At 51.6% G+C, this 25,071-nt stretch carries 22 protein-coding genes, 2 tRNA genes and 3 rRNA genes; 11 read left to right on the top strand and 16 right to left on the bottom strand.

The window, feature by feature from the left end:
• The first annotated feature begins 17 nt into the window (after positions 1-17).
• Both acs and lptG read left to right on the top strand, forming a co-directional pair.
• Entirely contained in the window at positions 18-1,991 is a 1,974-nt protein-coding gene (gene acs / locus HO274_RS10145; protein ID WP_062188206.1) for an acetate--CoA ligase, read from the top strand.
• The gene (gene lptG / locus HO274_RS10140) at positions 1,988-3,079 is read left to right on the top strand and encodes an LPS export ABC transporter permease LptG (protein WP_197456449.1); all 1,092 of its coding nucleotides are present in this window, start codon (positions 1,988-1,990) and stop codon (positions 3,077-3,079) included. The genes acs and lptG overlap by 4 nt, the downstream gene beginning before the upstream one ends.
• On the opposite strand, the gene HO274_RS10135 is transcribed toward lptG, so the two are convergent.
• The 8 genes from HO274_RS10135 to HO274_RS10100 all read right to left on the bottom strand — a co-directional run bounded on the left by HO274_RS10135 (position 3,076) and on the right by HO274_RS10100 (position 10,376).
• The gene (locus tag HO274_RS10135) at positions 3,076-3,462 is read right to left on the bottom strand and encodes an RDD family protein (RefSeq protein WP_051862532.1); all 387 of its coding nucleotides are present in this window, start codon (positions 3,460-3,462) and stop codon (positions 3,076-3,078) included. The genes lptG and HO274_RS10135 overlap by 4 nt on opposite strands.
• A 26-nt stretch (positions 3,463-3,488) precedes the next feature.
• Positions 3,489-3,998 carry a DUF3106 domain-containing protein gene (locus HO274_RS10130; RefSeq protein WP_273119276.1) on the bottom strand — a complete coding sequence of 170 codons (510 nt, stop codon included), beginning with the start codon at positions 3,996-3,998 and terminating at the stop codon, positions 3,489-3,491.
• Positions 3,977-4,351 (bottom strand): DUF3619 family protein, encoded by a 375-nt coding sequence (locus HO274_RS10125; protein WP_160171562.1) that lies wholly within the window; start codon positions 4,349-4,351, stop codon positions 3,977-3,979. Before HO274_RS10125 ends, HO274_RS10130 begins: the two co-directional genes overlap by 22 nt.
• On the bottom strand, positions 4,344-4,925 hold the full coding sequence (locus tag HO274_RS10120; protein ID WP_273122302.1) for an RNA polymerase sigma factor: 582 nt from the start codon (positions 4,923-4,925) through the stop codon (positions 4,344-4,346). The genes HO274_RS10125 and HO274_RS10120 overlap by 8 nt, the downstream gene beginning before the upstream one ends.
• A 183-nt stretch (positions 4,926-5,108) precedes the next feature.
• A 5S ribosomal RNA gene (gene rrf / locus HO274_RS10115) occupies positions 5,109-5,222 on the bottom strand.
• Positions 5,223-5,309: 87 nt separating this feature from the next.
• Positions 5,310-8,409 (bottom strand): 23S ribosomal RNA (locus tag HO274_RS10110).
• Between the two features lie 301 nt (positions 8,410-8,710).
• Positions 8,711-8,786 (bottom strand) — tRNA-Ala (locus tag HO274_RS10105).
• Between the two features lie 53 nt (positions 8,787-8,839).
• A 16S ribosomal RNA gene (locus tag HO274_RS10100) occupies positions 8,840-10,376 on the bottom strand.
• The 16S, 23S and 5S rRNA genes sit together here with 1 tRNA gene alongside, the layout of an rRNA operon.
• A 634-nt stretch (positions 10,377-11,010) precedes the next feature.
• On the opposite strand from HO274_RS10100, the gene HO274_RS10095 reads away from it, so the two are divergent.
• Positions 11,011-11,217, top strand: coding sequence for a hypothetical protein (locus HO274_RS10095; RefSeq protein WP_273119270.1), 207 nt, complete (start codon positions 11,011-11,013; stop codon positions 11,215-11,217).
• A gap of 69 nt (positions 11,218-11,286) precedes the next feature.
• Here HO274_RS10095 and HO274_RS10090 read toward each other — a convergent pair whose 3' ends face one another.
• The gene (locus HO274_RS10090) at positions 11,287-12,399 is read right to left on the bottom strand and encodes a fatty acid desaturase (RefSeq protein ID WP_031597992.1); all 1,113 of its coding nucleotides are present in this window, start codon (positions 12,397-12,399) and stop codon (positions 11,287-11,289) included.
• Positions 12,400-12,502: 103 nt separating this feature from the next.
• Here HO274_RS10090 and HO274_RS10085 point away from each other — a divergent pair, with 103 nt between their 5' ends.
• From HO274_RS10085 to HO274_RS10060, 6 genes are all read left to right on the top strand, one after another.
• On the top strand, positions 12,503-13,321 hold the full coding sequence (locus HO274_RS10085; protein ID WP_273119266.1) for an SDR family NAD(P)-dependent oxidoreductase: 819 nt from the start codon (positions 12,503-12,505) through the stop codon (positions 13,319-13,321).
• 138 nt (positions 13,322-13,459) lie between these two features.
• Positions 13,460-15,598, top strand: a complete 2,139-nt coding sequence (locus tag HO274_RS10080) for an adenosylcobalamin-dependent ribonucleoside-diphosphate reductase (RefSeq protein ID WP_062188298.1) — start codon at positions 13,460-13,462, stop codon at positions 15,596-15,598.
• A 48-nt stretch (positions 15,599-15,646) separates the two neighbouring features.
• Complete coding sequence (locus HO274_RS10075; protein WP_031597997.1) at positions 15,647-16,339, top strand: TSCPD domain-containing protein; 693 nt, start codon at positions 15,647-15,649, stop codon at positions 16,337-16,339.
• Between the two features lie 73 nt (positions 16,340-16,412).
• Positions 16,413-17,303, top strand: coding sequence for a LysR substrate-binding domain-containing protein (locus HO274_RS10070; protein WP_031597998.1), 891 nt, complete (start codon positions 16,413-16,415; stop codon positions 17,301-17,303).
• A gap of 40 nt (positions 17,304-17,343) precedes the next feature.
• A complete protein-coding gene (locus tag HO274_RS10065) occupies positions 17,344-17,727 on the top strand; it encodes a hypothetical protein (RefSeq protein WP_031597999.1) in 384 nt (127 codons plus the stop codon).
• 3 nt (positions 17,728-17,730) lie between these two features.
• Positions 17,731-18,330, top strand: coding sequence for a sugar transferase (locus HO274_RS10060; RefSeq protein ID WP_227509503.1), 600 nt, complete (start codon positions 17,731-17,733; stop codon positions 18,328-18,330).
• On the opposite strand, the gene HO274_RS10055 is transcribed toward HO274_RS10060, so the two are convergent.
• From HO274_RS10055 to HO274_RS10035, 5 genes are all read right to left on the bottom strand, one after another.
• Complete coding sequence (locus tag HO274_RS10055) at positions 18,324-19,769, bottom strand: mannose-1-phosphate guanylyltransferase/mannose-6-phosphate isomerase (protein WP_031598002.1); 1,446 nt, start codon at positions 19,767-19,769, stop codon at positions 18,324-18,326. The genes HO274_RS10060 and HO274_RS10055 overlap by 7 nt on opposite strands.
• A gap of 25 nt (positions 19,770-19,794) precedes the next feature.
• Positions 19,795-20,685: a metal-dependent hydrolase gene (locus tag HO274_RS10050; protein WP_273119258.1), complete on the bottom strand. Its 891-nt coding sequence runs from the start codon at positions 20,683-20,685 to the stop codon at positions 19,795-19,797.
• A complete protein-coding gene (locus tag HO274_RS10045) occupies positions 20,682-20,996 on the bottom strand; it encodes a DUF2934 domain-containing protein (protein ID WP_273119255.1) in 315 nt (104 codons plus the stop codon). The genes HO274_RS10050 and HO274_RS10045 overlap by 4 nt, the downstream gene beginning before the upstream one ends.
• A gap of 212 nt (positions 20,997-21,208) precedes the next feature.
• Positions 21,209-21,673 carry a hypothetical protein gene (locus HO274_RS10040; protein ID WP_273119252.1) on the bottom strand — a complete coding sequence of 155 codons (465 nt, stop codon included), beginning with the start codon at positions 21,671-21,673 and terminating at the stop codon, positions 21,209-21,211.
• Between the two features lie 107 nt (positions 21,674-21,780).
• Positions 21,781-22,155, bottom strand: a complete 375-nt coding sequence (locus tag HO274_RS10035; protein ID WP_273119249.1) for a Rossmann-fold NAD(P)-binding domain-containing protein — start codon at positions 22,153-22,155, stop codon at positions 21,781-21,783.
• A 463-nt stretch (positions 22,156-22,618) separates the two neighbouring features.
• Here HO274_RS10035 and HO274_RS10030 point away from each other — a divergent pair, with 463 nt between their 5' ends.
• Together HO274_RS10030 and HO274_RS10025 are read left to right on the top strand one after the other, a co-directional pair.
• Positions 22,619-22,786, top strand: coding sequence for a hypothetical protein (locus HO274_RS10030; RefSeq protein WP_273119245.1), 168 nt, complete (start codon positions 22,619-22,621; stop codon positions 22,784-22,786).
• 74 nt (positions 22,787-22,860) lie between these two features.
• A complete protein-coding gene (locus tag HO274_RS10025) occupies positions 22,861-23,667 on the top strand; it encodes a DUF3014 domain-containing protein (protein ID WP_051861812.1) in 807 nt (268 codons plus the stop codon).
• Between the two features lie 92 nt (positions 23,668-23,759).
• Here HO274_RS10025 and HO274_RS10020 read toward each other — a convergent pair whose 3' ends face one another.
• Entirely contained in the window at positions 23,760-24,302 is a 543-nt protein-coding gene (locus HO274_RS10020; protein WP_031595391.1) for a DUF3617 domain-containing protein, read from the bottom strand.
• Between the two features lie 234 nt (positions 24,303-24,536).
• Positions 24,537-24,612, bottom strand: a tRNA-Lys gene (locus HO274_RS10015).
• Between the last annotated feature and the right edge of the window lie 459 nt (positions 24,613-25,071).

The following is a 25,071-nucleotide window of genomic DNA, read 5'->3' as shown; positions in this document are numbered from 1 at the left end:
TCTCAAAGGGAAAAATCATGTCGACTGAAGTGTTGCACCGTGAACATCGCCATTTTGCACCGGATGCCACTTGGGTTGCCCAGGCCAATGTTTCAGGTCATGCCGCCTACCTGGCCTTGGTCAGGGAAGCAGAACGGGATCCGGAGGAATTCTGGGGACGTCTGGCGCGCACCTATCTGGTCTGGAAAACGCCCTTTCAGACCGTTCTGAATGACCGGAATCCCCCCTTCTACCGCTGGTTTGAAGAAGGGACACTGAATGCTTCCCATCTCTGTCTGGATGTCCCCATCGAACGCGGAATGGGTGAAAAAACCGCCCTGATCTTTGAGTCTGACGATGGGACGGTTACCACTCTCACCTATCATGCTCTTCATGAGCGCGTCTGTCGCTTTGCCAATGCCCTCAAGTCTCTCGGCATCGGCAAGGGAGATCGAGTCATCATCTACATCGCCATGTCCATCGAAGGCATCGTCGCCATGCAGGCTTGCGCCCGGATCGGGGCCATTCATTCCGTGGTTTTTGGTGGTTTTTCAGCCAAATCCTTGCAGGAACGCATACTGGACACAGGCGCACGCCTCATCATCACCGCCGATGGCCAGAAACGTGGGGGCAAAATTATCCAACTCAAGGCCATTGTGGATGAAGCCCTGAGCATGGGTGCTGGAATGGTGGAAAAAGTCATCGTCTACGCACGAACTGGAGAAAATATTCCCTGGGACTCCGCGCGGGATCTATGGATGAAACCACTGGAAGAATCCCAATCACCGCTCTGTATTCCGACTTGGGTAGAAGCAGAACATCCCCTGTTCATACTCTACACCTCGGGATCCACAGGCAAACCCAAGGGCGTACAGCACGCCACCGCCGGATACCTGTTATGGTCCATCCTGACCATGACCTGGGTCTTTGATCACCACCCTGAAGACGTCTACTGGTGTACCGCCGATATCGGCTGGATTACCGGCCATACTTACGTCAATTACGGTCCTCTGGCCGTAGGAGCCACCCAGGTCATTTACGAGGGGATTCCGTCCTGGCCCCATGCTGGACGATTCTGGTCGATGATTTCACGCCATCGGGTATCCGTGTTTTATACCGCCCCCACCGCCATTCGTTCCTTGATCAAGGCCAGCAATCTGGATCCCGAAATTCACCCCCAACGTTTTGATTTGTCCAGTCTGCGTCTTCTGGGTACGGTGGGAGAACCTATCAATCCGGAAGCCTGGATGTGGTACTACCAACAGGTAGGAAACAGTCGTTGTCCGATTGCCGATACCTTCTGGCAAACAGAAACCGGGGGCCATGTCATCGCCCCCTTGCCCGGAGCCACCACGCTCGTCCCGGGCTCCTGCACCCTACCCTTGCCCGGCATCGATGCGGCGGTGGTGGATGAAACAGGACAGGAAGTTCCTCCTGGACATGGCGGTTCGCTGGTCATCCGCCGCCCCTGGCCCGCCATGCTGCGAAATCTGTGGGGCAATCCGGAACGTTTCCAGAAAACCTACTTTCCTTCCGAATTGAAGGGGTATTATTTGGCGGGAGATGGGGCAGTCAAGGATCCTACGACGGGTTATTTCACCATCACTGGACGCATCGACGACGTCCTCAATGTATCGGGACACCGCCTGGGCACCATGGAAGTGGAATCCGCTCTGGCGACCCACCCTATGGTGGCAGAGGCAGCCGTGGTGGGGAAACCCGATGACATCACAGGAGAAGCCATTGTGGCTTTTGTGGTCCTGAAACAGCAACGCCCTGCCGGAGCAGAAGCCCAACAATTGGCTTCAACGTTGCGCCAATGGGTAACCCGGGAAATCGGCCCCATTGCCAGGCCCCGTGATATCCGTTTTGGAGATAACCTGCCCAAAACCCGATCCGGCAAAATCATGCGCCGTTTACTCCGCTCCTTGGCCTGTGGTGAACCCATGACACAGGATATTTCTACGCTGGAAAACCCAACGATCCTGGATCAGTTGCGGGAAACCTTGTGAAACGCTGGCGCGGGCTACTGATCGACCGCTATCTGGCCCGTGAAATTCTATCTGGCACCGGACTGGTGTTCACTGCCTTGCTCTTCCTGTTTTCCTTCTTTGATCTCATCCACGAACTGAACGACATCGGTAAAGGAGGTTATGCTCTGTGGCAAATCGGCGTCTTCGTTGCCTTGGCCCTGCCGGGCCATGCCTATGAATTATTCCCCATTGCCACCCTGATTGGTACACTGTATGCCCTGACCAATCTTGCTCAGCATTCTGAAATCACGGTCATGCGCAGTTCAGGCATGTCCCGCCAGCGACTGGCGCAGTCCCTGCTTCGAATCGGTGCCGGATTTGTGCTGGTGGCTTTCATTCTGGGGGAACTGATCATGCCTTTTACGGAGGAAGCCGCACAACAATGGCGTTTGAAGGCCCTCAACAACCTGGTTGCTACCCAGTTCCGCTCGGGTATCTGGATCAAGGACAAGGGAAGTTTCATCAATATTCGCGAAATGATGCCGGACAATTCCCTGGAAGACCTGCGCATCTACGAATTTGACAATAATCGCCGTCTACAGCGCATCAGTACTGCACACAACGCCCTCTACCTGCAGGATCACGAGTGGGAAATGAAACAGGTGGAAAGGACCCTCTTTACCCCTAAAGGAGTTTCGGTGGTGCATGAAGACCATGTGCGCTGGAATTCCGTTTTATCTCCCCAGGTGATGTCCACCTTGCTGGTGGAACCGGAACAAATGGCTCTGTGGAATCTTCACACCTATATTCAGCATTTGCGTGACAACCATCAACAAACCTTACGTTTCGAAGTCGCCCTATGGGGCAAAGTGTTCTACCCTTTTTCCAGTCTCGTCATGATGTTGCTGGCCCTTCCCTTTGGGCTGCAACGCCCCCGCGCAGGGGCCGTGGGCGTGCGTATCATGATTGGAATTGGTCTGGGTCTGGGCTTTTATCTGAGTAACCGTTTTTTTTCCTATCTGGGACAACTCAACGGTTGGGGCCCCATTTACAGTACCACGGCACCCAGCCTGGTTTTTCTGGGACTGGCACTATTTCTCGGCTGGTGGGGAGAGAAACGCGCCTAATATTGGCGCATGGTCAAACCCAGCAAACGATCATGAAGAAATTGCCCCTCCTTGTCCACCAGGACCCAGAGCAGGCTGATTCCCGTTAAATATCCGGGAATCGCCAGAACATAACGCAGAAAGGCCCGTCCCCAGGAGGGGGGGTGCCCTGTGGAATCCAGCAATTGAAGATGCCAGGTGCGCATCGGAATGGTTTGTCCTGAACGGTGCCAGAACCAGGAAAAGTAGAGCCCCACCACGCCAAACAAATAGAGACGATACCACTCGCGCAACTCGGGATGCAGCGCATAATGGGTCAATCGAACGAAAGGCAAAGCCGCCGCAATGAGTACGCCCGCTACCAACAGGGCCTCATAGACCCAACAGATCAGACGAGGTCGCAACGGCAAACGTATCCATGGGCCGGGAGTCAAGGAGTCTTGCCCGCAGGGACAGGTGCCCCCGGCAAGGCTCCCGAGGAAGGAACAGAACCGGTTACCACGGCAGGAGTTGGCTGAGAACTGGAAACAGGTACGGTTTGCGTCAAAATAGGTACCCCACTGGCGGTTACAGGGGAATGATGAGCACGCCAACGGGATTTGATGGCGGCACGTTTTTCCGGGGGGAGTGCATGAAATACTTTATAGTTGTGACGTGCCTGATCGCGAGTTGCTTTTGATAAATGCGTCCAGATCGGGATGTTTTTCTCAAAACGCGCTTGTTCCGTCGGAGACAGTTTTGGGTAATGTTGAGCCGCACTCAACAGCCTCTTGCGCTGTAAGGAAGAAAGGTGATCCCAGTCCCGGGCAGCTGGTGCTAAAATAGTCTTCTGCTCGGGAGTCAATGAGGACCACTCAGGTGACGATACCATTTCCTGTGCGCCTGCGGTGCTCCATAAAAGCAGCAGACAAACCGCAATCAGCGCTTTTCCTGAAGCCATTCAGTAAAATCCTTTTGGGCTAAATCCTGAGGGGGTATTTCTGCTGCCAGAATTCTGGCTTCGAGCAATCCCGCCTCCTCTTCTGACTCCTGATGTTTGGCCTGCCACCAAAAACCACAGAATACCAGGGAAAAAACCAGCAGAACGGACATCAGAGACCATCGCCCCGCATAGTCGCCCACGGCCAAATGTGTTCCATTCAACGACCACCCCGTCCTCCCCGTGGAAATACACATTTGCGCAAGCACTTTCTGGCGTTGGGTACGCAAACGTGCCAACACCAAGGGATCAAGATCATTGAGCCCCCGATCCAGTTGCTGACAAAGCAATTTTGCAAAAGTTTTTTCATCCATGGTCATTTAATCCCTGACTAGCCAAGACCCGTGCCAATGCATGAACGGCACGGGAACAGTGGGCTTTGACGCTCCCCTCAGAACACCCCATGATTTGCGCGGTTTCGGCAACATCTCTCTCTTCCCAGTAACGCAACAGAAAGGCTTCTCGTTGACGCGGGGGAAGGTTTTGTAAAGCAATCTCAATCAAAACAAGTGTTTGTTTTTGATTTAATTGCAAATCCGGAACCAAAGAAAAGTGTCTGCCTTCTCCTGAATCCTCCACTGAATCGAGAATATCAAAGTCTTCATCTCCCTCCTCCACCCCTCGCTGGAAAGAACCGGCCAATGGTGTCCAGGCGGAACGAACCTTGAAACGCCGATAATGGTCTCGAATCGTATTTTGGAGAATACGCTGAAACAACGGGGGTAGTTCTTCCACCGGTCGATCTGAATAACTCTCAGTCAACTTGAGCATGGCGTCCTGAACTACATCCAGGGCTGCAGAATCATCCTGTACTGCATAGACCGCCTGTTTAAAGGCGCGCCGTTCTGCACTTGCGAGAAATTTGGATATTTCTTGAAACGAAGCCAGTGGAGTCTCCCATGCAAAACTTAGAGGAGAATGATAGCAAGAATTGACCCTGCATGACCAAATGCCAAAAGTTCCTGCAATACAACAAATAATACAGAGATACGGGCCAAAAAAAAAGCACGGTCCGTGGGGACTGTGCTTTTTTTGGTGTTTCTTCTGTGAAGCAGAAGGAACGGGTAGGGTGTCTGGCGGTGACCTACTTTCGCATGGGTAATCCACACTATCATCGGCGCTGTCTCGTTTCACGTCCCTGTTCGGGATGGGAAGGGGTGGGTCCAAGACGCTATGGCCGCCAAACAAAAAACGCGTCGGCACGCACAAACTGGATTGAAGTAAAGTTACTGGATTGATTGTTTTCACGAACTCGCAGATGCCTGCGATTATAGGATCAAGCCTCACGGTCAATTAGTATCGGTTAGCTTAACGCATTACTGCGCTTCCACACCCGACCTATCAACGTCCTGGTCTCGAACGAACCTTTAGGAGGGTCAAGCCCTCAGGGAAGTCTTATCTTGAGGCAAGTTTCCCGCTTAGATGCTTTCAGCGGTTATCTCTTCCGAACATAGCTACCCGGCAATACGACTGGCGTCATAACCGGTACACCAGAGGTTCGTCCACTCCGGTCCTCTCGTACTAGGAGCAGCCCCCCTCAAACTTCCAACGCCCACTGCAGATAGGGACCAAACTGTCTCACGACGTTTTAAACCCAGCTCACGTACCACTTTAAATGGCGAACAGCCATACCCTTGGGACCGGCTACAGCCCCAGGATGTGATGAGCCGACATCGAGGTGCCAAACTCCCCCGTCGATATGAACTCTTGGGAGGAATCAGCCTGTTATCCCCAGCGTACCTTTTATCCGTTGAGCGATGGCCCTTCCATTCAGAACCACCGGATCACTATGACCTGCTTTCGCATCTGCTCGACTTGTCAGTCTCGCAGTTAAGCATCCTTATGCCATTGCACTATCAGTACGATGTCCGACCGTACCTAGGATACCTTCGCACTCCTCCGTTACTCTTTGGGAGGAGACCGCCCCAGTCAAACTGCCTACCATACACGGTCCCCGATCCAGATCATGGACCTAGGTTAGAACCTCAATGACATCAGGGTGGTATTTCAAGGTTGGCTCCGGTACACCTGGCGGCATACCCTCACAGCCTCCCACCTATCCTACACAAATCCCATCAAAGTCCAATGTAAAGCTACAGTAAAGGTGCATGGGGTCTTTCCGTCTAGCAGCGGGTAGATTGCATCTTCACAAACACTTCAACTTCGCTGAGTCTCGGGTGGAGACAGTGTGGCCATCGTTACGCCATTCGTGCGGGTCGGAACTTACCCGACAAGGAATTTCGCTACCTTAGGACCGTTATAGTTACGGCCGCCGTTTACCGGGGCTTCGATCAAGAGCCTTTGCACCCCATCACTTAACCTTCCGGCACCGGGCAGGCGTCACACCCTATATGTCCACTTTCGTGTTTGCAGAGTGCTGTGTTTTTTATTAAACAGTCGCAGCCACCATTTCACTGCAACCCCTTTTTGCTCCGGTCGTAAAGACCTTCACATTATTGGGGCGCACCTTCTCCCGAAGTTACGGTGCTAATTTGCCGAGTTCCTTCACCCGAGTTCTCTCAAGCGCCTTAGAATTCTCATCCTGCCCACCTGTGTCGGTTTGCGGTACGGTCTCGATTCAACTATCGCTTAGAGGCTTTTCTTGGAAGCAGGGTATCAACTACTTCAGACCCGTAGGTCCTCGTCATCACGCCTCAGCATTGACACTCCGGATTTGCCTAGAGCATCTGCCTACACGCTTAAACCGGGACTTCCAACACCCGGCTAGCCTAACCTTCTCCGTCCCCCCTTCGCATTGAATCAAGGTATCGGAATATTCACCGATTTCCCATCAGCTACGCTTCTCAGCCTCGCCTTAGGGGCCGACTCACCCTGCGTCGATGAACGTTGCGCAGGAAACCTTGGGCTTTCGGCGAGCGGGCCTTTCACCCGCTTTATCGCTACTCATGTCAGCATTCGCACTTCTGATACCTCCAGCAAGGTTCACACCTCACCTTCAACGGCCTACAGAACGCTCTCCTACCATATCCTTTCGGATATCCCTAGCTTCGGTGCATGGTTTGAGCCCCGTTACATCTTCCGCGCAGAACGACTCGATCAGTGAGCTATTACGCTTTCTTTAAAGGATGGCTGCTTCTAAGCCAACTTCCTGACTGTCTTCGCCTTCCCACCTCGTTTTCCACTTAACCATGTCTTGGGGACCTTAGCTGAGGGTCTGGGTTGTTTCCCTTTCGACACCGGACGTTAGCACCCGATGTCTGTCTCCCACGCTCGCACTTTCCGGTATTCGGAGTTTGCCTTGGGTTGGTAGATCTAAACGACCCCCTAGCCAAAACAGTGCTCTACCCCCAGAAGTGATACGTGAGGCACTACCTAAATAGTTTTCGGAGAGAACCAGCTATTTCCAGATTTGTTAAGCCTTTCACCCCTATCCACAGCTCATCCCCTAGTTTTTCAACACTAGTGGGTTCGGTCCTCCAGCAGGTGTTACCCTACCTTCAACCTGGCCATGAATAGCTCATCTGGTTTCGGGTCTACACCCCGCGACTGAACGCCCTGTTCAGACTCGCTTTCGCTTCGCCTCCCCTATTCGGTTAAGCTCGCCACGGAATGTAAGTCGCTGACCCATTATACAAAAGGTACGCAGTCACCCCAGATCTAATGACCCTCAAAATCAATCCAGATCCTCTAGCCTTTTAAAGACCAAAAACCCCTGAAGATCATCAATATTTCATCTTCTAATAGTCTTTTGGCTCACTTCGTTCGCCCAAAGACCCGAAGATCATTAAATCCATGAAGATCATCAGTATTTCATCTTCTAATAGTCTTTTGGCTCACTTCGCTCGCCCAAAGACCCGAAGATCATTAAATCTGGGGCTCCTACTGTTTGTATGCATGTGGTTTCAGGATCTATTTCACTCCCCTCCCGGGGTTCTTTTCGCCTTTCCCTCACGGTACTAGTTCACTATCGGTCGATTACGAGTATTTAGCCTTGGAGGATGGTCCCCCCATCTTCAAACAGGATTTCACGTGTCCCGCCCTACTTATCGCAACCTCAGTCTCACCACTCACCTTTCGCGTACGGGGCTCTCACCCTCTATGGCAGACCTTTCCAGGCCTTTCCGCTAAATCAATGGCTATCTGTTGCAGGCTCTTCCCAGTTCGCTCGCCACTACTACGGGAATCTCGGTTGATTTCTTTTCCTCTGCCTACTTAGATGTTTCAGTTCGGCAGGTTCGCTCCTCATACCCTATGTATTCAGGTATGGGTACCCTCGCGGGTGGGTTTCCCCATTCGGACATTTTCGGATCAAAGCTCGTTTGCCAGCTCCCCGAAACTTTTCGCAGGCTACCACGTCCTTCATCGCCTGTAATCGCCAAGGCATCCACCACATGCACTTATTCACTTGATCCTATAACCTCAAGCACCTCACATCCCTACCTCGTAAAGTACCAAATGCTATAAGCTCGTGTTTATCTCACCTCCCTCTCTCAAAGAAGGTGTCAATACAATCTAACCCAGTATCTGACCACTACGTTTTCTTGAAATTAAACCAGTCTCGCGACCAGCCCTCTTCCCTTCGTAGCAGTCAAATCCTTTACTTCATCCAGTTTGTTAAAGAGCATACCGATACAACAGGTTGGTCAAAAGACCAAAATCAAATTGATTAACTTGATTTTATTCTCTTGGCCCCACAGTGAGACAACAGTCTGTGGTGGAGGTGAACGGGATCGAACCGATGACCCCCTGCTTGCAAAGCAGGTGCTCTCCCAGCTGAGCTACACCCCCGTAACGGGCTCGCACATGACACCGATAGGTGTGGGTACTAACTAAGGGATCTTAAAGGAGGTGATCCAGCCGCAGGTTCCCCTACGGCTACCTTGTTACGACTTCACCCCAGTCATGAATCATACCGTGGTAAGCGCCCCCCTTGCGGTTAGACTGCCTACTTCTGGTATCACCCACTCCCATGGTGTGACGGGCGGTGTGTACAAGACCCGGGAACGTATTCACCGCGACATGCTGATCCGCGATTACTAGCGATTCCGACTTCATGCTCTCGAGTTGCAGAGAACAATCCGGACTACGACCGGCTTTCTGAGATTGGCTCCCCCTCGCGGGTTGGCATCCCTCTGTACCGGCCATTGTATGACGTGTGAAGCCCTACCCATAAGGGCCATGAGGACTTGACGTCATCCCCACCTTCCTCCGGTTTATCACCAGCAGTCCTATTAAAGTGCCCAACTTAATGATGGCAATTAATAGCAAGGGTTGCGCTCGTTGCGGGACTTAACCCAACATCTCACGACACGAGCTGACGACAGCCATGCAGCACCTGTGTTACGGTTCCCTTTCAGGCACATCCACCTCTCAGCAGACTTCCGTACATGTCAAGGGTAGGTAAGGTTTTTCGCGTTGCATCGAATTAATCCACATCATCCACCGCTTGTGCGGGTCCCCGTCAATTCCTTTGAGTTTTAATCTTGCGACCGTACTCCCCAGGCGGTCAACTTCTCGCGTTAGCTTCGTTACTGAACAATCAAGTTGCCCAACAACCAGTTGACATCGTTTAGGGCGTGGACTACCAGGGTATCTAATCCTGTTTGCTCCCCACGCTTTCGTGCATGAGCGTCAGTCTTATCCCAGGGGGCTGCCTTCGCCATTGGTATTCCTCCACATCTCTACGCATTTCACTGCTACACGTGGAATTCTACCCCCCTCTGACAGACTCTAGCTTGCCAGTTTCAAACGCAGTTCCCAAGTTAAGCTCGGGGCTTTCACATCTGACTTAACAAACCACCTGCGCACGCTTTACGCCCAGTAATTCCGATTAACGCTCGCACCCTACGTATTACCGCGGCTGCTGGCACGTAGTTAGCCGGTGCTTCTTCTTGAGGTACCGTCATCAATCCAGGTTATTCGCCTGAACCTTTTCTTCCCTCACGAAAGAGCTTTACAACCCGAAGGCCTTCTTCACTCACGCGGCATGGCTGGATCAGGGTTTCCCCCATTGTCCAAAATTCCCCACTGCTGCCTCCCGTAGGAGTCTGGGCCGTGTCTCAGTCCCAGTGTGGCTGATCATCCTCTCAGACCAGCTACCGATCGTCGCCTTGGTAAGCCTTTACCTCACCAACTAGCTAATCGGACATCGGCCGCTCCTTCAGCGCGAGGCCTTTCGGTCCCCCGCTTTCCTCCTCAGAGCTTATGCGGTATTAGCACAACTTTCGCTGCGTTATCCCCCACTCAAGGATACGTTCCGATGCATTACTCACCCGTTCGCCACTCGCCACCAGGGTTGCCCCCGTGCTGCCGTTCGACTTGCATGTGTAAAGCATGCCGCCAGCGTTCAATCTGAGCCAGGATCAAACTCTTCAGTTCAAATCCTCTTTTGTAACAGCACATCTCTGCACCATCACCCCACTCAAAGTAACCTAACGGTTATTTCTTCGTGAGCACTACAATTTATTACTCCCTTGTAGTACCCACACCTATCGGTATCAAATTTTTAAAGAGCAATCAGTTTTGCCTGTTTCGCTGCATTTGTGCAACGAAAGATCGCCATTATACAGAGCCCACAGGGCATGTCAACACTACGGGCAATCTTTTTTCGGGAAGTGCCGGGCCATTCCTGGAAACCCACCCACAGATACATTATAACCTGTTGAAAAAAATCAGTTTTATTTCGAAAAATTGATTATCCGAATCTGAAATCACATAGGAACTTTCTTCTATGTGCCAGACAAAGTCGAATATCGCCCCTGATTAAAGGGTCAAGACCGACCCTGTCACTCAACAGCCTGATGAACATTTGTCTGCCTGGGACCTCGATCCACACAACCAACTCCACTGCCCTTTTGGCAATCAGTCAATTCTCTGTCAACCTTTTTTTTGATGGGACGTTGTTGGTATGTGGCGCATGTGACGGATTTTACCAGTTACAATAGTGCCGCCCCTTTTGGGCAGTAGTTTTTGTTATATGAAGTTATCACTCTCGACAACAAAGGAAATCACCATGATTCGTTCTACTCTCATCGCCGCCCTGCTGGCCACATTCACCGCTACCGCCTTTGCTGCTGACGCTGCTCCTGCTGCTCCTGCTGCTCCCAAAGACGCCCCCAAGAAAGAATCCAAGAAAATGAAACATCACCACGCCAAGAAAGCTGACAAGAAGGCTGCTGCTCCTGCAGCTCCTGCTGCAGACGCCAAGGCTGCCAAGTAAGTTTACTGAAGAAGTGAAAAGGCGACCCGCGGGTCGCCTTTTTTACGTCTTAAAGAATCGGATTCAGAATCATGCCCCGAAACTTGCCACAGGCTGACTGGTGCGCTTGCCGTCAAAATCGAGCCAACAACGTGACTTGAAATCGTAGAGTTTGCACAGACGGGCCGTCTTGAAGTACCAAGCCCATGAAAAAGGTTGCACGACAATTCGACCGGGCAAATGGTTCTCCAGAAAATCCTGCGCTTCCTTCAGGCGATACAACGGAATGCCCATGTCCAGATGGTGTGCCGTATGTTCCATGATATGGTGCATCAATGCCCCCACCTTGAAACGAAAAATCAGATGCACCGTGGTAGAAACAAAGGGCTGAGCCTTCGTCCACTCGACCTTGTTGTCATACCACGCGACGCGGGTATGCGTGTGATGGGCATAAACCACGAACCCAATCATGAAATTCCAAAACACGAAAGGAATCAAAAAACCCGTGAACTCAGTAAGCCACAGACTTTGGTGTGTCACATGTGCCATGACCGCTAAAATCACCACCCATACCAATCCAAACGCTGAAACCAAAAGACCGTCCCAAACGAAGGCTGGACGTTGCGCGCCCATGTAGGTTTTCGTCGGAAAGTACATGCGCAACCACCACATTTCCACGAAATAGTAGAGACCAGGCACCATTCCACTCCGATAAATTCGTTCCAGCCATTGGCGGCCAGGGGAAAGAGCCTGATACTCTTCCAACGAATAGGGTGCCCAGACAAAATCAAACCCCTTCAGGTTGGTTTGTCCATGATGTACCAGATTGTGACCAATATCCCACAAACTGTAAGGGGTTAGAGAAGGCAGGAACGCGATTCGTCCCAACACCCGGTTCAACTTGCGGTGGGGCGTCAAACTTTGATGGCAGGCATCATGCCCTAGAATGAAGAGGCGACCGATCACAAAGCCTGCAACCATGCCTGCCAGAATTTTGGCAATGCCGGATGAAAACCAGAGGGTAGCCCAAACCGATCCAAAAAACAGAGCGAAATCAAAAATAATCATGAGAATGGGCAAGGCAGTACGCTTGCCGCAGAGGGGAACCAGCCATGAACGAACCAACTTGCGACCAGGAAATGGCTCAGCAGGATCGATGATGGGTATGGGTTCGGGAGATAATGTGGTCGAATGATCTACCATAGTTACTGTATTATCCTGTCTGATGACAATGGTGGCGAGTATTCTAACTGATTTCAAATGTCTCCGTATTTGATTGAACGCAAACCCCTGGAGAGAATAATTCATGCGCCTCCTCCCCCCTATGAATCCTCCGCTAACCAAATGGTTCAATCAACGCATCTGGATCATTGGAGCCACCCGCGGGATTGGCGCAGCAGTGGCCCGTGCCTTGGTCCTCAGAAACGCACGTCTCTGCCTTTCTGGCCGTGACCTTTCGGGTCTGCAGGCATGGCATGACACCCTGACTCCCGAGCAAAAAACGCGCACCACCTTAACCGGACTGGATATTCGTGACCCACAGACCATTCAAAAAACCGCCCATGACTTGTCCCTGGCTTGGGGGGGTATCGATCTGATCCTGATCGTCGCGGGGATTTATGACGGTATCTGCGCCCCAGACCTAACCCTTGATCAGATGCCTTTGATTGCAGATACGCTGCAGACCAACCTGCTCGGTCCCTATCATGTGCTGGCTGTGGTACTTCCTCTGTTGCGCCATCAAGGATACGGACACCTTGCTTTTGTCAGCAGCGTGGCAGGCTACAATGGCCTACCCAGAGCCTTGGCCTACGCACCCAGTAAAGCCGCCCTCAATAACCTGTGCGAGGGGTTATACTTTGAACTCCGTCCGCACGGCATCGGTGTTTCGCGTATCTGCCCGGGTTTTGTGGCCACGGACATGACCTCCCGTGCAGACTATTTCATGCCCGCTTTGATGCAACCCGACCAAGCGGCCCATGAAATTCTTGCGGGACTGGAACGCGGAGACTTCGAAACCCACTTCCCCAGACGCTTCACGACGCTGCTCAAAATCGCGCAATGGCTTCCACGACGCCTCTATTTTTATCTGCTTGCTCGAGCCGTTGCCCGCGGCACCCCATGAGCATTTTATTGACCACCCCACACAAATAGTGGTAATCTCCGAGCATAACCACTACATCTTGTGGTTTTATAAGTTTTTTTATTTTTTCTGTTTTTTCAGACCACTACATCAAACTGACTTTTTTTACTGAGGATATCCATGCTGAGCGCTGTCAAGTCTCCTTCCCTGTCGCACCCAGAGGTTCCTTTACAAGTCGTTTCCCTGGACATCTGGGACAAAAAGTATCGCCTCAAAAATAAACAAGGGGAACCGGTCGATCAGCAGATCGATGATACTTTCAAGCGCGTTGCTCGCGCCTTGGCCGATACGGAAGAGAGTGAAGACAAACGGACCCTCTGGTACGACAAATTTCTTTGGGCCTTGCGTCGGGGGGCCATTCCCGCCGGTCGAATCACTTCGAATGCTGGAGCACTGGAACATAAACCGGCCACCAGCACCATCAACTGTACTGTTTCAGGCATTGTGGAAGACAGCATGAATGGCATTCTGGAAAAAGTTCATGAGGCCGGCCTCACGCTCAAGGCAGGATGTGGTATCGGTTACGAATTTTCCACTTTGCGCCCCAAGGGCGCTTTCGTGGCGGGTGCAGGGGCCTATACTTCTGGCCCCTTATCCTTCATGGATATCTACGACAAAATGTGTTTCACCGTGTCTTCTGCAGGAGGACGAAGAGGCGCTCAAATGGCGACCTTCGATATCTCCCACCCTGATGTGTCCGATTTTATCAAGGCCAAACGTGAGGCGGGACGTTTGCGCCAATTCAACCTGTCCTGCCTTATTACCCGTGAATTCATGGAGGCGGTAAAAAAGGATCAGGACTGGCCCTTGGCTTTCCCCATTAGCCAGAGCGAGGCCGATTCCCTTGATGTTGCCTCAGATAAGGAGATCGTATGGCGCGATTGGCCCAGTCATGAAAAAAAATATGTGGAACGGGCGGATGGCAAGATCGCCTGCCGTATCTACAAGACACTCAAGGCTCGCCGTCTGTGGGATGTCATCATGTCTTCCACCTATGATTATGCCGAACCTGGTTTCATTCTTATCGACCGGGTCAATGAAATGAACAATAACTGGTGGTGCGAAAACATTCGCGCCACCAACCCCTGTGGAGAACAGCCTCTGCCTCCTTATGGCGCATGCCTGCTGGGGTCCATCAATTTGACACAGTTTGTACGTTGTCCCTTTACTGAACAGGCTCGCTTTGATTGGGCAGAATACCGGGAAGTGGTGCGCATATTCACCCGAATGCTCGACAATGTGGTGGACATCAATGGCCTGCCACTGCCCCGACAACGGGAGGAAATCATTCGCAAACGTCGGCATGGTATGGGTTATTTGGGGTTGGGTTCGACCCTCGCCTTGTTGCGAATGAATTATGGATCCCCCGAATCCCTGACCTTCACCGAAGAAGTGACCCGAGTCATGGCTGAAGAAGGTTGGGAAGTCGGGTTGGAACTGGCCGCAGAAAAGGGACCGGCTCCCATCATGGAAGAAACCTTCGTCATCACCTCTGCCCTGCTCGCACAACGGCCTGAAATGGCCAAGGATGGCCTGAAAGTAGGGGACAGCGTGCCAGGAAAGGTTTTATTGGGGCGCTATAGCCGTTACTTCCAGCAGTTTCCCGAGACACTACGCGAACGTATTGCTACTCAGGGCGTCCGCTTTACCCATCACACCTCCATTGCCCCTACGGGAACCATCTCTCTCTCGCTAGGAAATAACGCCAGCAACGGGATCGAGCCTTCTTTTGCCCACCATTACAGCCGTAATGTCATTAGAGAAGGCAAAAAATCCAAGGAAAAGGTGGACGTATTTTCTTACGAATTGCTGGCCTACCGCTCCCTCATCAATTCCAAGGCCATGCCCTACGCTCAGGATGAGGATACCCGTCTGCCAGACTATTTCGTCGATTCCTCTGTCATCTCAGCCCGTGCTCATGTGGACATCCAGGCTGCTGCCCAGAAATGGATCGACAGTTCCATTTCCAAGACCATCAACATACCCACGGATTATCCCTATAGCGAGTTCAAGGATATCTATTTTTATGCCTATGAAAAGGGATTGAAGGGATGCACCACCTTCCGTTTCAACCCCGAGGCCTTCCAAGGGGTACTGGTCACTGAAAAGGATTTGGAAAATACCACCTACCGTTTCACCCTTGAAGATGGCAGTACCCTTGAAGTCAAGGGCAATGAAACCATCGAGTATGACGGTGAATTGCACAGTGCCGCCAACCTCTATGATGCCTTAAAGGAAGGATACTATGGAAAGTTCTGAAATGTGGCTCACTGCTCTCCATGTTCACCACTCAAGGAAAAACCCATCATGACACTCAAAATCGACAAAAAGATCGTGGGCTATACCGTTGTCACGGAAGAACCGCCCACCGCTTTTTCCACTCCGGAAACCACCCAACCTCTGGCGCCTATTCACCAGTTGGGTGAACCTCTCTCCCGCCCAGAAAAATTGGTGGGAAACACCTACAAGATCAAGACCCCCGTGACGGATCACGCGCTATACATCACCATCAATGACATTGTCATGAATTCTGGCACGCCTCAGGAACATCGTCGTCCTTTTGAAATATTTATCAATTCCAAGAATATGGAGCATTTTCAATGGATCGTGGCGCTGACCCGCGTGATGTCCGCCGTGTTCCGAAAGGGGGGAGACATCACATTTCTGGTGGAGGAATTGCACAGCGTTTTCGACCCCAAGGGGGGATACTTCAAAAAAGGTGGAAAATATATTCCCAGTCTGGTGGCTGAAATTGGTGAAGTTCTCAAAGAACACTTGATGGAAATTGGTATGCTCGGTCGTCCCGAACCCGATCCCCAACAAAAAGTTTTTCTGGAAGAAAAACGGCAGGAATTTATTGAACGCCATGCATCAAACCAGCCCCAAGAAACAGGCTTCCCTGAAGGCGCCTCCCTGTGTACCAAATGTTCCACCCAGGCCGTGATTAAAATGGATGGATGCCTGACCTGTCTCAACTGCGGGGACAGCAAATGTAGTTAATGGAGCGACGAAAGACCGACATGGGTTGGCAAGGTTGTATACTGTTCGCTGATCGTCGTCTTTTATCCCTTTGATGAGAAAACTCCCTTCGCTTCATGCGGTCCGAATTTTCGAGGCCTGCGCCCGGGTCCTGAACTTTTCTCTGGCGGCACGGGAGTTATGTCTGACTCACAGTGCCGTCAGTCATCAGATCCGGCAGTTAGAGGATTGGATCGGGCAGCCTCTCTTCACCCGCCACGCGGCAGGCGTTCAACTGACTCCCGCAGGACAAACCCTGCAACGAGCAGCCACCCAGGCTTTATCCACTCTGGAAGAAGCTTGTCACCAGTTACTTGCATCTCCTCCCGGACAGACCCTGACCTTGGCGGCACCGGGGGGCTTCATGGCGCTTTGGCTGATTCAGCGACTGGAAAACTTTGAGCAGCAACACCCTCATATCCGTTTACAATTACAAACTCAGGGAACTTTCAACGATTTGGTCACGGATCGCATCGATGCTCTCGTGGTCAGTGGCTGCCCCCCCTGGCCTCATGGCGTTCAAGGACAGACTCTTTTTTCCGACCGCGCCGGTCCCGTGTGCGCTCCAGACTGGTCTCCTCTGCCTCACACAGCCACCGATCTTTCTGGCCAACCTTTGCTCTACACTCTGTCTCGCCGCAATGCCTGGACCGACTGGGCAGAACTTAACGGACTGGAAAACCCACGCTTGCATCTGGTGCGTCACTTCGATAATTTGCAATTGATGCTGGAGGCGGCTGTGGCAAAGTTGGGTATTGCCATTGCGCCGGAACGTCTGGCCCGACGGGAACTCACCCAGGGTCGCCTGGTTGCGCCTCTGGGTTTTGTTCAAGGTCCTTCGGAATTTGCCCTATGCCTTTCCAGTCACCGCGCAGAGGACCCCCTGCTGGCAGCCCTAAGCCAGTGGATGGTCACTCAAGCCCAAGCAGAATCTCCCTTGCCATGATCCTTTTTTCCATGGTTTTTTTCCTCGAGACCCAGTCCTCATGCTAACGCCCTTTGTTCTGGCCTGTCTCAGTTATGCCCTCATGCTGGTGGCCTTTTACAACCCCCGCAAACGCAGTTTCCATATACCCGTCATGCTTGCCACCATCCTGTTCGACGTTGCCATGCCCGTATTTCTGTATACCCATCGTCGCTGGTGGCATCGTTTAATCGATCAGGAGGATATTTTTTCTTTTGGCGTCTGGATGCATTTCGGACTACTCATCACGCTCTATGCGCTAGAAGCCGCCCAAATCTGGAGTGCCCGAAAAATTCTGGCAGGAGACCCCTCGGCCAGAGCAACGCACCACCACCAGGCCCGTGCCCTCCTGATGGTACGCGCGTTGGTATTGATCACCGGGGGCATTATGGCCGACCCAACTTGAACCATGCCCCACTTTTTCGCCAATTTGAAGATGCATGAAAAAACCAAACGACTATTTGACCTGCTAACAGGCTTGGGCGTGCTGGTTTTATTATCCCCCGTGCTATTGGTTACAGCCCTGCTGGTACGCCTGACATCTCCGGGGCCGATCCTTTACTGGTCGCAACGGGTAGGCAGGAACAACCGGCTGTTTTCCATGCCAAAATTTCGCACCATGCGCCTGGGTACGCCCGCCGTGGCCACTCACCTCCTGAAGAATCCGGATCAGTATCTGACCCCGGTGGGCTCGCTGCTGCGCAAAACCAGCCTGGATGAACTCCCTCAACTGTGGAGCATCCTCACGGGAGATATGAGTTTTGTGGGACCTCGTCCGGCGCTGTTCAATCAGCAGGATCTAATCGAGCAGCGCACTGCCTGTGGAGTCCACCTTCTGGTTCCTGGGTTAACCGGCTGGGCACAGATCAACGGACGCGACGAAATCCCCATACCCAAAAAAGTGGCTTTGGATGCCTACTACCTTACCCATCGATCCCTGGGACTGGATATACTCATCCTGTGGCGCACAGTTGTGCAAGTTCTGCGCCGCGAAGGGATCACTCACTGACGACCATAGACATCGCCGTAACGCACGATATCGTCTTCGCCCAGATACCCCCCGGACTGCACCTCGATAATCTCGAGGGGAAGGGTTCCCGGATTGGAAAGACGGTGGACCTCTCCTTGAGGAATATAGGTAGACTGGTTTTCATGAAGCAAGAAGGTCCGGTCCCCACAGGTCACTTCTGCGGTTCCCTGCACCACGACCCAATGCTCTGCCCGATGATAATGCTTTTGAAGGCTGAGACTGGCCTTCGGTTTGACCTGGATCCGCTTGACCTTAAAGCGTTCCCCCTCATCGATACTGTCGTACCATCCCCAAGGTCGGTATACCTTGCGGTGCAAGTTATGCTCCTCTCGCTTCTGCTGCTGAAGGGCTGTAACGACCTGTTTGACCTTCTGACTTTGAGAACGATCTGCCACCAGTATGGCATCCGGTGTCTCCACAATCACGAGATTGTCTACGCCCACCGTGGAAACCAGGCGATAAGTGGCATGAACCAATGAATTCCGGGTATCCACCAGCAAAACATCACCCTGCGTGACATTGCCCTCAGCATCTGCCGCATTTACCTGACAGACCGCATCCCAAGCGCCAAGATCGCTCCACCCCGCCTGCAGTGGAACCATTCGGACAGGAAAAGATGAACCGGGACACCGTTCCACAACAGCATAGTCCACCGACTCACTGGGTACCTGAGCGAAGAATTTTTGATCCGGCCTTGTGAACATCCCATCCACCGAGCGTTTTTCCCAAGCCGAGCGAACGAGTTCCAGAATATCAGGACGAAACTTGCCCAAAGCAGCGAGCCATACGCTCGCCCGCAGCACGAACATGCCACCATTCCAGGTGTATTCCCCGCTCTCGAGATATCTTTGTGCCGTATCAAGGTCTGGTTTTTCTGTAAATTGACCCACTTCCCAGGTTCCTTGCAGATCAATCTGTCCTGTATGCCGAATATAGCCGTATCCCGTCTCTGGACGATCCGGGGGAATCCCCAGAAGAACCACCCCCCCCTGAGCCGCCGTTCTGATACTGCGTCGCACCGCCTCAGTAAAGGCACTGCGTTCTGCCACGTTTTGATCGGCGGGCATCACCACCAGAATAGGGTCTTCCCCAGAGGACTGGGCTTGAAGCGCGGCCAAAGTCAATGCTGGAGCCGTGTTCCGCGCCACAGGCTCAAGCAAAAAATGTGCTGTCTCTGCAGATTCCGTAGCATTCAGTTGATCAAGCGCCAAAAACCGGTGATCCTCATGCATGACCAAAAGCAAATCATCCAGATGAATGTCCATGCCTGCAAGCGCACGTGCTCGTACCACCGATTGTTGAAAGAGACTTTCCTTTCCCGTCAGGGAAAGAAATTGCTTGGGAAAACCCGCACGGGACAAAGGCCAAAGGCGCGTCCCCGAGCCTCCGCAAAGAATGACCGGAACTATGTTATACATTTCTCGCTGGATTCCAGAATATAGATTAAAAAGAAACAGTTCCGCCCGGCTTAAGTTCCAGAACTTTGGTCCGCGTCGGCCCCAGGGCTTTGATAAATTCCTCCGGGGTCCCCTTCAAGAGAGGAAAGGTTCCGTAATGTACGGGAAGAACATAGCGTGCATGGATCCAGTAACGCATGGCAAAAGCCGCTTCGACAGGATCCATGGTGTAATTCCCCCCAATGGGGATCACCACCAGATCGGGACGATAATAATCGCCGATAAATTTCATGTCGCTGAATAGCCCCGTATCGCCCATGTCGTAAATTTTGAATCCATTCTCCAACTCGATCACATAGCCTACCGGTTCTCCACCATTATGAATCTCATGCTGACCTGTCGCAGGATTGAGCCAATCCAACTCGGAACTATGCTCGGCATGCACCATCGTAATATGGATATTGGGGCCTATGGGAGTGACCGTTCCCGACTTGTTCATCCCTGGAGCCAGTTCGGCAGGCAACACCCCCAACGTCACCAGGGATTGATTCATTCCTGCCGGACCAATCAAGGGAATATGATACTTTTTGGCCAAAGCAGGCCCATCACCCAAATGATCCCCATGGGCGTGGGTTACCAAAATCAGATCCACCTTGCCCAAATTATCCAGATCCTTATATTTTTCAGGTGTTTTCGGGTTTTGCGTAATGAAGGGGTCGATCAGAATGACTTTTCCGCCAGGAGTGGTTAAACGAAGTGCCGATTGCCCCAGCCAAAGCAACTCCAACTTTGGAAGTGCTCCAGAAGCATCGGGGTTATGAATGACAGGAAGGTCTTCTGCACTGACCTCCTGGCAACCCCAGACTCCGCTTGCCAGCATTACCATCCCCACCAAAATATTCCGCCAACCTTTAAGCATGCCTGACTGATCCTTCATACGCCCTCCCCTTTCACGGAATACTCAGCCTCAAACCAGTCCTGCAACTCAAAACCCGAAACAAATCCTCGTTTCTCGGCAAGAAAGTAAGCTGCTGTGGCCACAGACTCTTCTCGCGAAACGGAGGGAATTTGAACCACGGGTTCACTCGGCGTCTCGGTCTTGAGAGTTTTTGCCCTGGGAGTCTTTGCAACAACAGCCTTCGTGGTGGAGGTCTTTGCCGCGGGCGTCTTTTCAGCAACCGTCTTCGTCGTGATTTTTCCAGATTTTACCGACTTGCCTGATGGTTCTAATTTTTCTGTTTTTTCCATGTCACAACTCCTAAAATGGGATACCTACCGATAGAAGAACATCAACGGGACCTCTCCTCCTTCCCCAAACCAACGGGTCCCATGGACGTCACTAGAGTATTTACTCCAGAGAAATGAGTTTTGTCAATTTTTTTGGTTTTCGCCAGACAAGTTGCGCCCACTGTACGCAAAAGTCACAAACCCGGTTGGTGGAATTCCAGAGGAATCTCGATTTAATGCACGGCCTGTAATTGCCATACCGAATGGCAGGCGATACATTTTGTCAATGTGTTCGATTCCATCTTCAGAATTTCTGCGGTTGGCGTTCCGGCAGCGGCGGCTTTGGCTATGTCGTCCATATCTTGGTGAACGCTCATTCCAAGCGTTTTGAAGTCCAGCGGAAGTTTTGCAATGAGTGCCGGATTTGCATCAGCGGCCACTCCCATGCCCGCCGCACTGGCGGCCTTGATGACGGCCTGCATATCGCCTCGATTCGCCCCTTCCATAATCCCTTGGGTGGCAACCAACATTCCACGCATTTCCGACAAAACAAACTCACGCTCACTGGCTTTCAGAACTATCGCAGTTCGACGGTCCGTCCCTGCCGTGGTATTACCATGGATAAAAAACCATGCAAACGTCGCGACGGTAGCAATCCAGAGCAACAGGGAAAGCAGACCAAACTTATTGGATTTCATTTAATTCCACATGGATTGATGAAAACGTGCAAGCGTCATCTGCCAATGATACGCCACAATCAGGCGCGCACCGGGCATCGCCTGATCGGACTGCGAATTTCCCTGCCTCAGTACCCCGCCACTGCATGTACGTCAGGTAAATCGACATCGGTAATGAATAACCAGATCATGCGGGCAATGCTTTCTGTGGCAATGACCGTGTGCCGGTTGGTAGATTTCGACAACTTGTCCCTCAATTCCTGCCGTACAGCAGACATGCCGGTCAAGTCGAAAATAATGTCAACATTACCACTTTTCCCGATCAAGCCATCCACATCAAGGACTTCAATCCCATGCGCCAAAGCCAAGCGAGTGCCTGGTGTGTCACTTTTTTCCGCGACAGCAACAATTTCCAACCCTTTGTTGGCTTTGCTGAGCAGTGCTTCCAGAAAAACGGACCCGACCCGGCCCAACCCTACGATAGCAATCGTCTGCTTTTTCATATTGAGGTTATCCCTTGTAGTTGATTCTTCTTGTATGCTGTCGAACGATTCTTTCCCCGCCCTACATTGGCCCCCACCCTGCTGCCCGATCCTCAACAAAAACCCGCAACCGCATGAACGAATTCAGGATCGCTCGGCAACCTAGATACCGGGCCTCGTTTGGGCGACAGGAAAAATAATACCACGCCCTCGACCGCAGCGTTATTGTATGTCGCGGAATGGAAATGGAGTTTGATCAACGACAATTTAATTGACATCCTCCCCGGCATAAATACCAAAGATCCCTATGGCGCTCGGGCGCGGCATTGAACTACCACTGAGTCACTTAAGTGCGATAACGAACGGAAGGCAACTATATGAACAGAGTATAAGTAAAAGTCTCTGCTGACAAAATTCGGGATGAACTCAGGAATGCCATGAACGATATCCATTCAAAATTCGGATGGCATCAGAATTTAAGGTAATGAATATGACACTATGGATAGGTATAGGCGTTGCGATTTTTCTGGTGCTGTACGTGCTTGTCATGCGACTTTTTTTCCATGAAAGCCGCATCCTGGAGAAACACATCAATTACAAGAAGATCCGCCACTGGGAAGACAAGGAATCCGAAGGTCACGGAGATCTATAGATCGCGAACCTTGCAACATTTCCTGTGCTAAAGTGTCCAATCCACCCTTTCTCTTCAGCCCGAAAGGACACTTCATGAAGAAAGCATTGCAGGTTTCACTGATCATCCTCCCGATGGCTGGTGGTGCCTTTGCCGGGTATCTCTACTGGAAAAATTCAGCGGACAAACAAGCCCGTCTTCAACGACAGGTTACTTCCCTGCCGGTTGCTGGCCCGGTGATTACCCCGCAACCGCCCCCTGTTCCAGCGTCGGCAAAAATCATCGGGCCACCAACTCCAGAGATCCCTGCCCTTCCCTCTCTGGACAAAAGTGATTCCTTCATGCTCGACAGTATTTCGCACTTAACCAAAAACAGGTCATTGATGCACCTCTTCAATGATGAAAATCTGGTCACCCACCTTGTCTCCACCCTTGACAATCTCCTGCGTCAGAGCATTCCGTTGAACGGACTGCCCGTGGATGCACCCAATGGCAGTTTCCGGGTAAGAAACCAGGCGGGGGTATTGAGCATCGATCCCGCCAACTCAGCGCGATATGCCCCATACATGCGCATCGTCGATGCCGTGGATGCCAAGGCGGTAGTCCGGTTATATCTTGAGGTATATCCCTTATTTCAGGAGGCCTACGAACAGTTGGGCCATCCCAAACAATATTTCAACGACCGTCTGCTGGCGGTTCTCGATGACCTGATCAAGGCCCCGGAAATTTCACCGCCAGTACAACTGGTTCAGCCACACGTGCTGTACCAGTTTTCTGACGATAATCTGGAAAACAGATCAGCCGGACAAAAAATGATGATCCGACTGGGGTTATCCAACGAACGAAAACTCAAAGAAAAACTGGAAACCATTCGTTCAGAACTGAAGCAGCACCTTCGATAGGGTGAAACTACTACCGAGCCAGTCTCCATCACTCCCTCTCCCACGGCTCCCGTATTACGGCCATGAACCCCATCCACAGGGGGGAACAATGCCTAGGGTGCAGGTTGCAGACTTCCGCAATCTGAGCCCAGCCACTTGGCGCTGGATTCCATGGTCACGGCAAATTCCTTGCCCTGCTCCTGGTGAGTGATCTCAACCCTCGTGGTATAAGCCTCACTGTTCCGGAACACGACTTCACCCTCACCGACAGTTGGTGGGCTACCACAGTTGAAATGAAGCCGGTATTTGTCTCCGGACTGGCTGGTAATGGAACTTTCACAGCCATTCTTCTGAGGCAATCGGTTACGTTCGATCATATCCCGGGTTGTGCAGACGCGTATACCGCCGTTGGCCCCCATGGACACCCCTTGTTTTTGCATCAAGGCTTCCATTTGACTGCGCATTTGAGGCGACATAGCCTGCACGACCTGGCTCATGTCGAGCATAGGACCAGCACCATTCTGTGAGGGCAGTTGCACCGTAGGTTGAATTTCCCATAGCCCAGGTTTCATGGGCAGTTCGGCCCACGCAGAAACATTGGCGATTCCACCTGCCGCAATCAAAACCGCGGTACCCACAGATCTAAATTGTCGCATGGTGTAACCTCCTTACTGGAGAAGTGAAGTGTGGAGTAGTTTCCATTTTGATCGGATGCAATGCATAGGACTATAGTTTTTAGAACAAAATGAAAACATATAGCAAATGGTAACTGGGGATGGTCTAACCTGATTGGGCAAGGTGTGTTCGCGGAATTAGAGAGTGTACCGAGGTGAACCTCACGAAACAGACCAAAGCGCGAATCAAAAAATCTTTTATTTTCATACAATTACTGGTGGGCCGTGAAGGATTCGAACCTTCGACCAACGGATTAAGAGTCCGCTGCTCTACCAACTGAGCTAACGACCCACGCCATGAAGCGGGAATTATAGCAGAATTCCCCGCCACAAAATCAAACGACTATTCGCCCCCTCCCTTCCATGCCAACCTTGAATCCTATGAGGGAAGATACAAGGTTGTAACAAAAATATTCATCCGTTCAAACAGTTGCGCATAAAAATCTGCCTCTACCATATTTTTTATTATTTTTATTTGATCTTAATCAAATTTATGGTTAAAATAAGTCATCCCAACATAAAGATTGGTGGGATAGAACAGTATCGCATTCAGATAAAAATTTCAGGAGATTGCGCCATGGGTAATATCGTGATGTATGAAATCATTGGAATCGTGGGAATTGCCTTGTTTTGTTTCATTGCTGACAACGCCAACTGGCAGCGCAAGAAGTAACAATCATGCCTCTCCCGGCGATGCACCCATACCCCCCCGCAAGGTGATGCATCGCTGGTTTTACTGATCAGGCACCCA

It is taken from the genome of Ferrovum myxofaciens (assembly GCF_013181415.1).
Lineage (GTDB): Bacteria > Pseudomonadota > Gammaproteobacteria > Burkholderiales > Ferrovaceae > Ferrovum > Ferrovum myxofaciens.
The sequence above is the reverse complement of the archived record's forward strand: the minus strand, read 5'-3'. Positions and strand labels throughout refer to the sequence as shown.

What these genes read in the sequence shown, in the direction of transcription:
- acs (WP_062188206.1), top strand. Translation starts at nt 18, where the DNA reads ATGTCGACTGAAGTGTTGCACCGTGAACATCGCCATTTTGCACCGGAT.
- HO274_RS10130 (WP_273119276.1), bottom strand. Translation starts at nt 3,998, where the DNA reads ATGGCTTCAGGAAAAGCGCTGATTGCGGTTTGTCTGCTGCTTTTATGG.
- HO274_RS10125 (WP_160171562.1), bottom strand. Translation starts at nt 4,351, where the DNA reads ATGGATGAAAAAACTTTTGCAAAATTGCTTTGTCAGCAACTGGATCGG.
- HO274_RS10095 (WP_273119270.1), top strand. Translation starts at nt 11,011, where the DNA reads ATGATTCGTTCTACTCTCATCGCCGCCCTGCTGGCCACATTCACCGCT.
- HO274_RS10090 (WP_031597992.1), bottom strand. Translation starts at nt 12,399, where the DNA reads ATGGTAGATCATTCGACCACATTATCTCCCGAACCCATACCCATCATC.
- HO274_RS10085 (WP_273119266.1), top strand. Translation starts at nt 12,503, where the DNA reads ATGCGCCTCCTCCCCCCTATGAATCCTCCGCTAACCAAATGGTTCAAT.
- HO274_RS10080 (WP_062188298.1), top strand. Translation starts at nt 13,460, where the DNA reads ATGCTGAGCGCTGTCAAGTCTCCTTCCCTGTCGCACCCAGAGGTTCCT.
- HO274_RS10075 (WP_031597997.1), top strand. Translation starts at nt 15,647, where the DNA reads ATGACACTCAAAATCGACAAAAAGATCGTGGGCTATACCGTTGTCACG.
- HO274_RS10070 (WP_031597998.1), top strand. Translation starts at nt 16,413, where the DNA reads ATGAGAAAACTCCCTTCGCTTCATGCGGTCCGAATTTTCGAGGCCTGC.
- HO274_RS10065 (WP_031597999.1), top strand. Translation starts at nt 17,344, where the DNA reads ATGCTAACGCCCTTTGTTCTGGCCTGTCTCAGTTATGCCCTCATGCTG.
- HO274_RS10060 (WP_227509503.1), top strand. Translation starts at nt 17,731, where the DNA reads ATGCCCCACTTTTTCGCCAATTTGAAGATGCATGAAAAAACCAAACGA.
- HO274_RS10055 (WP_031598002.1), bottom strand. Translation starts at nt 19,769, where the DNA reads ATGTATAACATAGTTCCGGTCATTCTTTGCGGAGGCTCGGGGACGCGC.
- HO274_RS10050 (WP_273119258.1), bottom strand. Translation starts at nt 20,685, where the DNA reads ATGAAGGATCAGTCAGGCATGCTTAAAGGTTGGCGGAATATTTTGGTG.
- HO274_RS10045 (WP_273119255.1), bottom strand. Translation starts at nt 20,996, where the DNA reads ATGGAAAAAACAGAAAAATTAGAACCATCAGGCAAGTCGGTAAAATCT.
- HO274_RS10040 (WP_273119252.1), bottom strand. Translation starts at nt 21,673, where the DNA reads ATGAAATCCAATAAGTTTGGTCTGCTTTCCCTGTTGCTCTGGATTGCT.
- HO274_RS10035 (WP_273119249.1), bottom strand. Translation starts at nt 22,155, where the DNA reads ATGAAAAAGCAGACGATTGCTATCGTAGGGTTGGGCCGGGTCGGGTCC.
- HO274_RS10030 (WP_273119245.1), top strand. Translation starts at nt 22,619, where the DNA reads ATGAATATGACACTATGGATAGGTATAGGCGTTGCGATTTTTCTGGTG.
- HO274_RS10025 (WP_051861812.1), top strand. Translation starts at nt 22,861, where the DNA reads ATGAAGAAAGCATTGCAGGTTTCACTGATCATCCTCCCGATGGCTGGT.
- HO274_RS10020 (WP_031595391.1), bottom strand. Translation starts at nt 24,302, where the DNA reads ATGCGACAATTTAGATCTGTGGGTACCGCGGTTTTGATTGCGGCAGGT.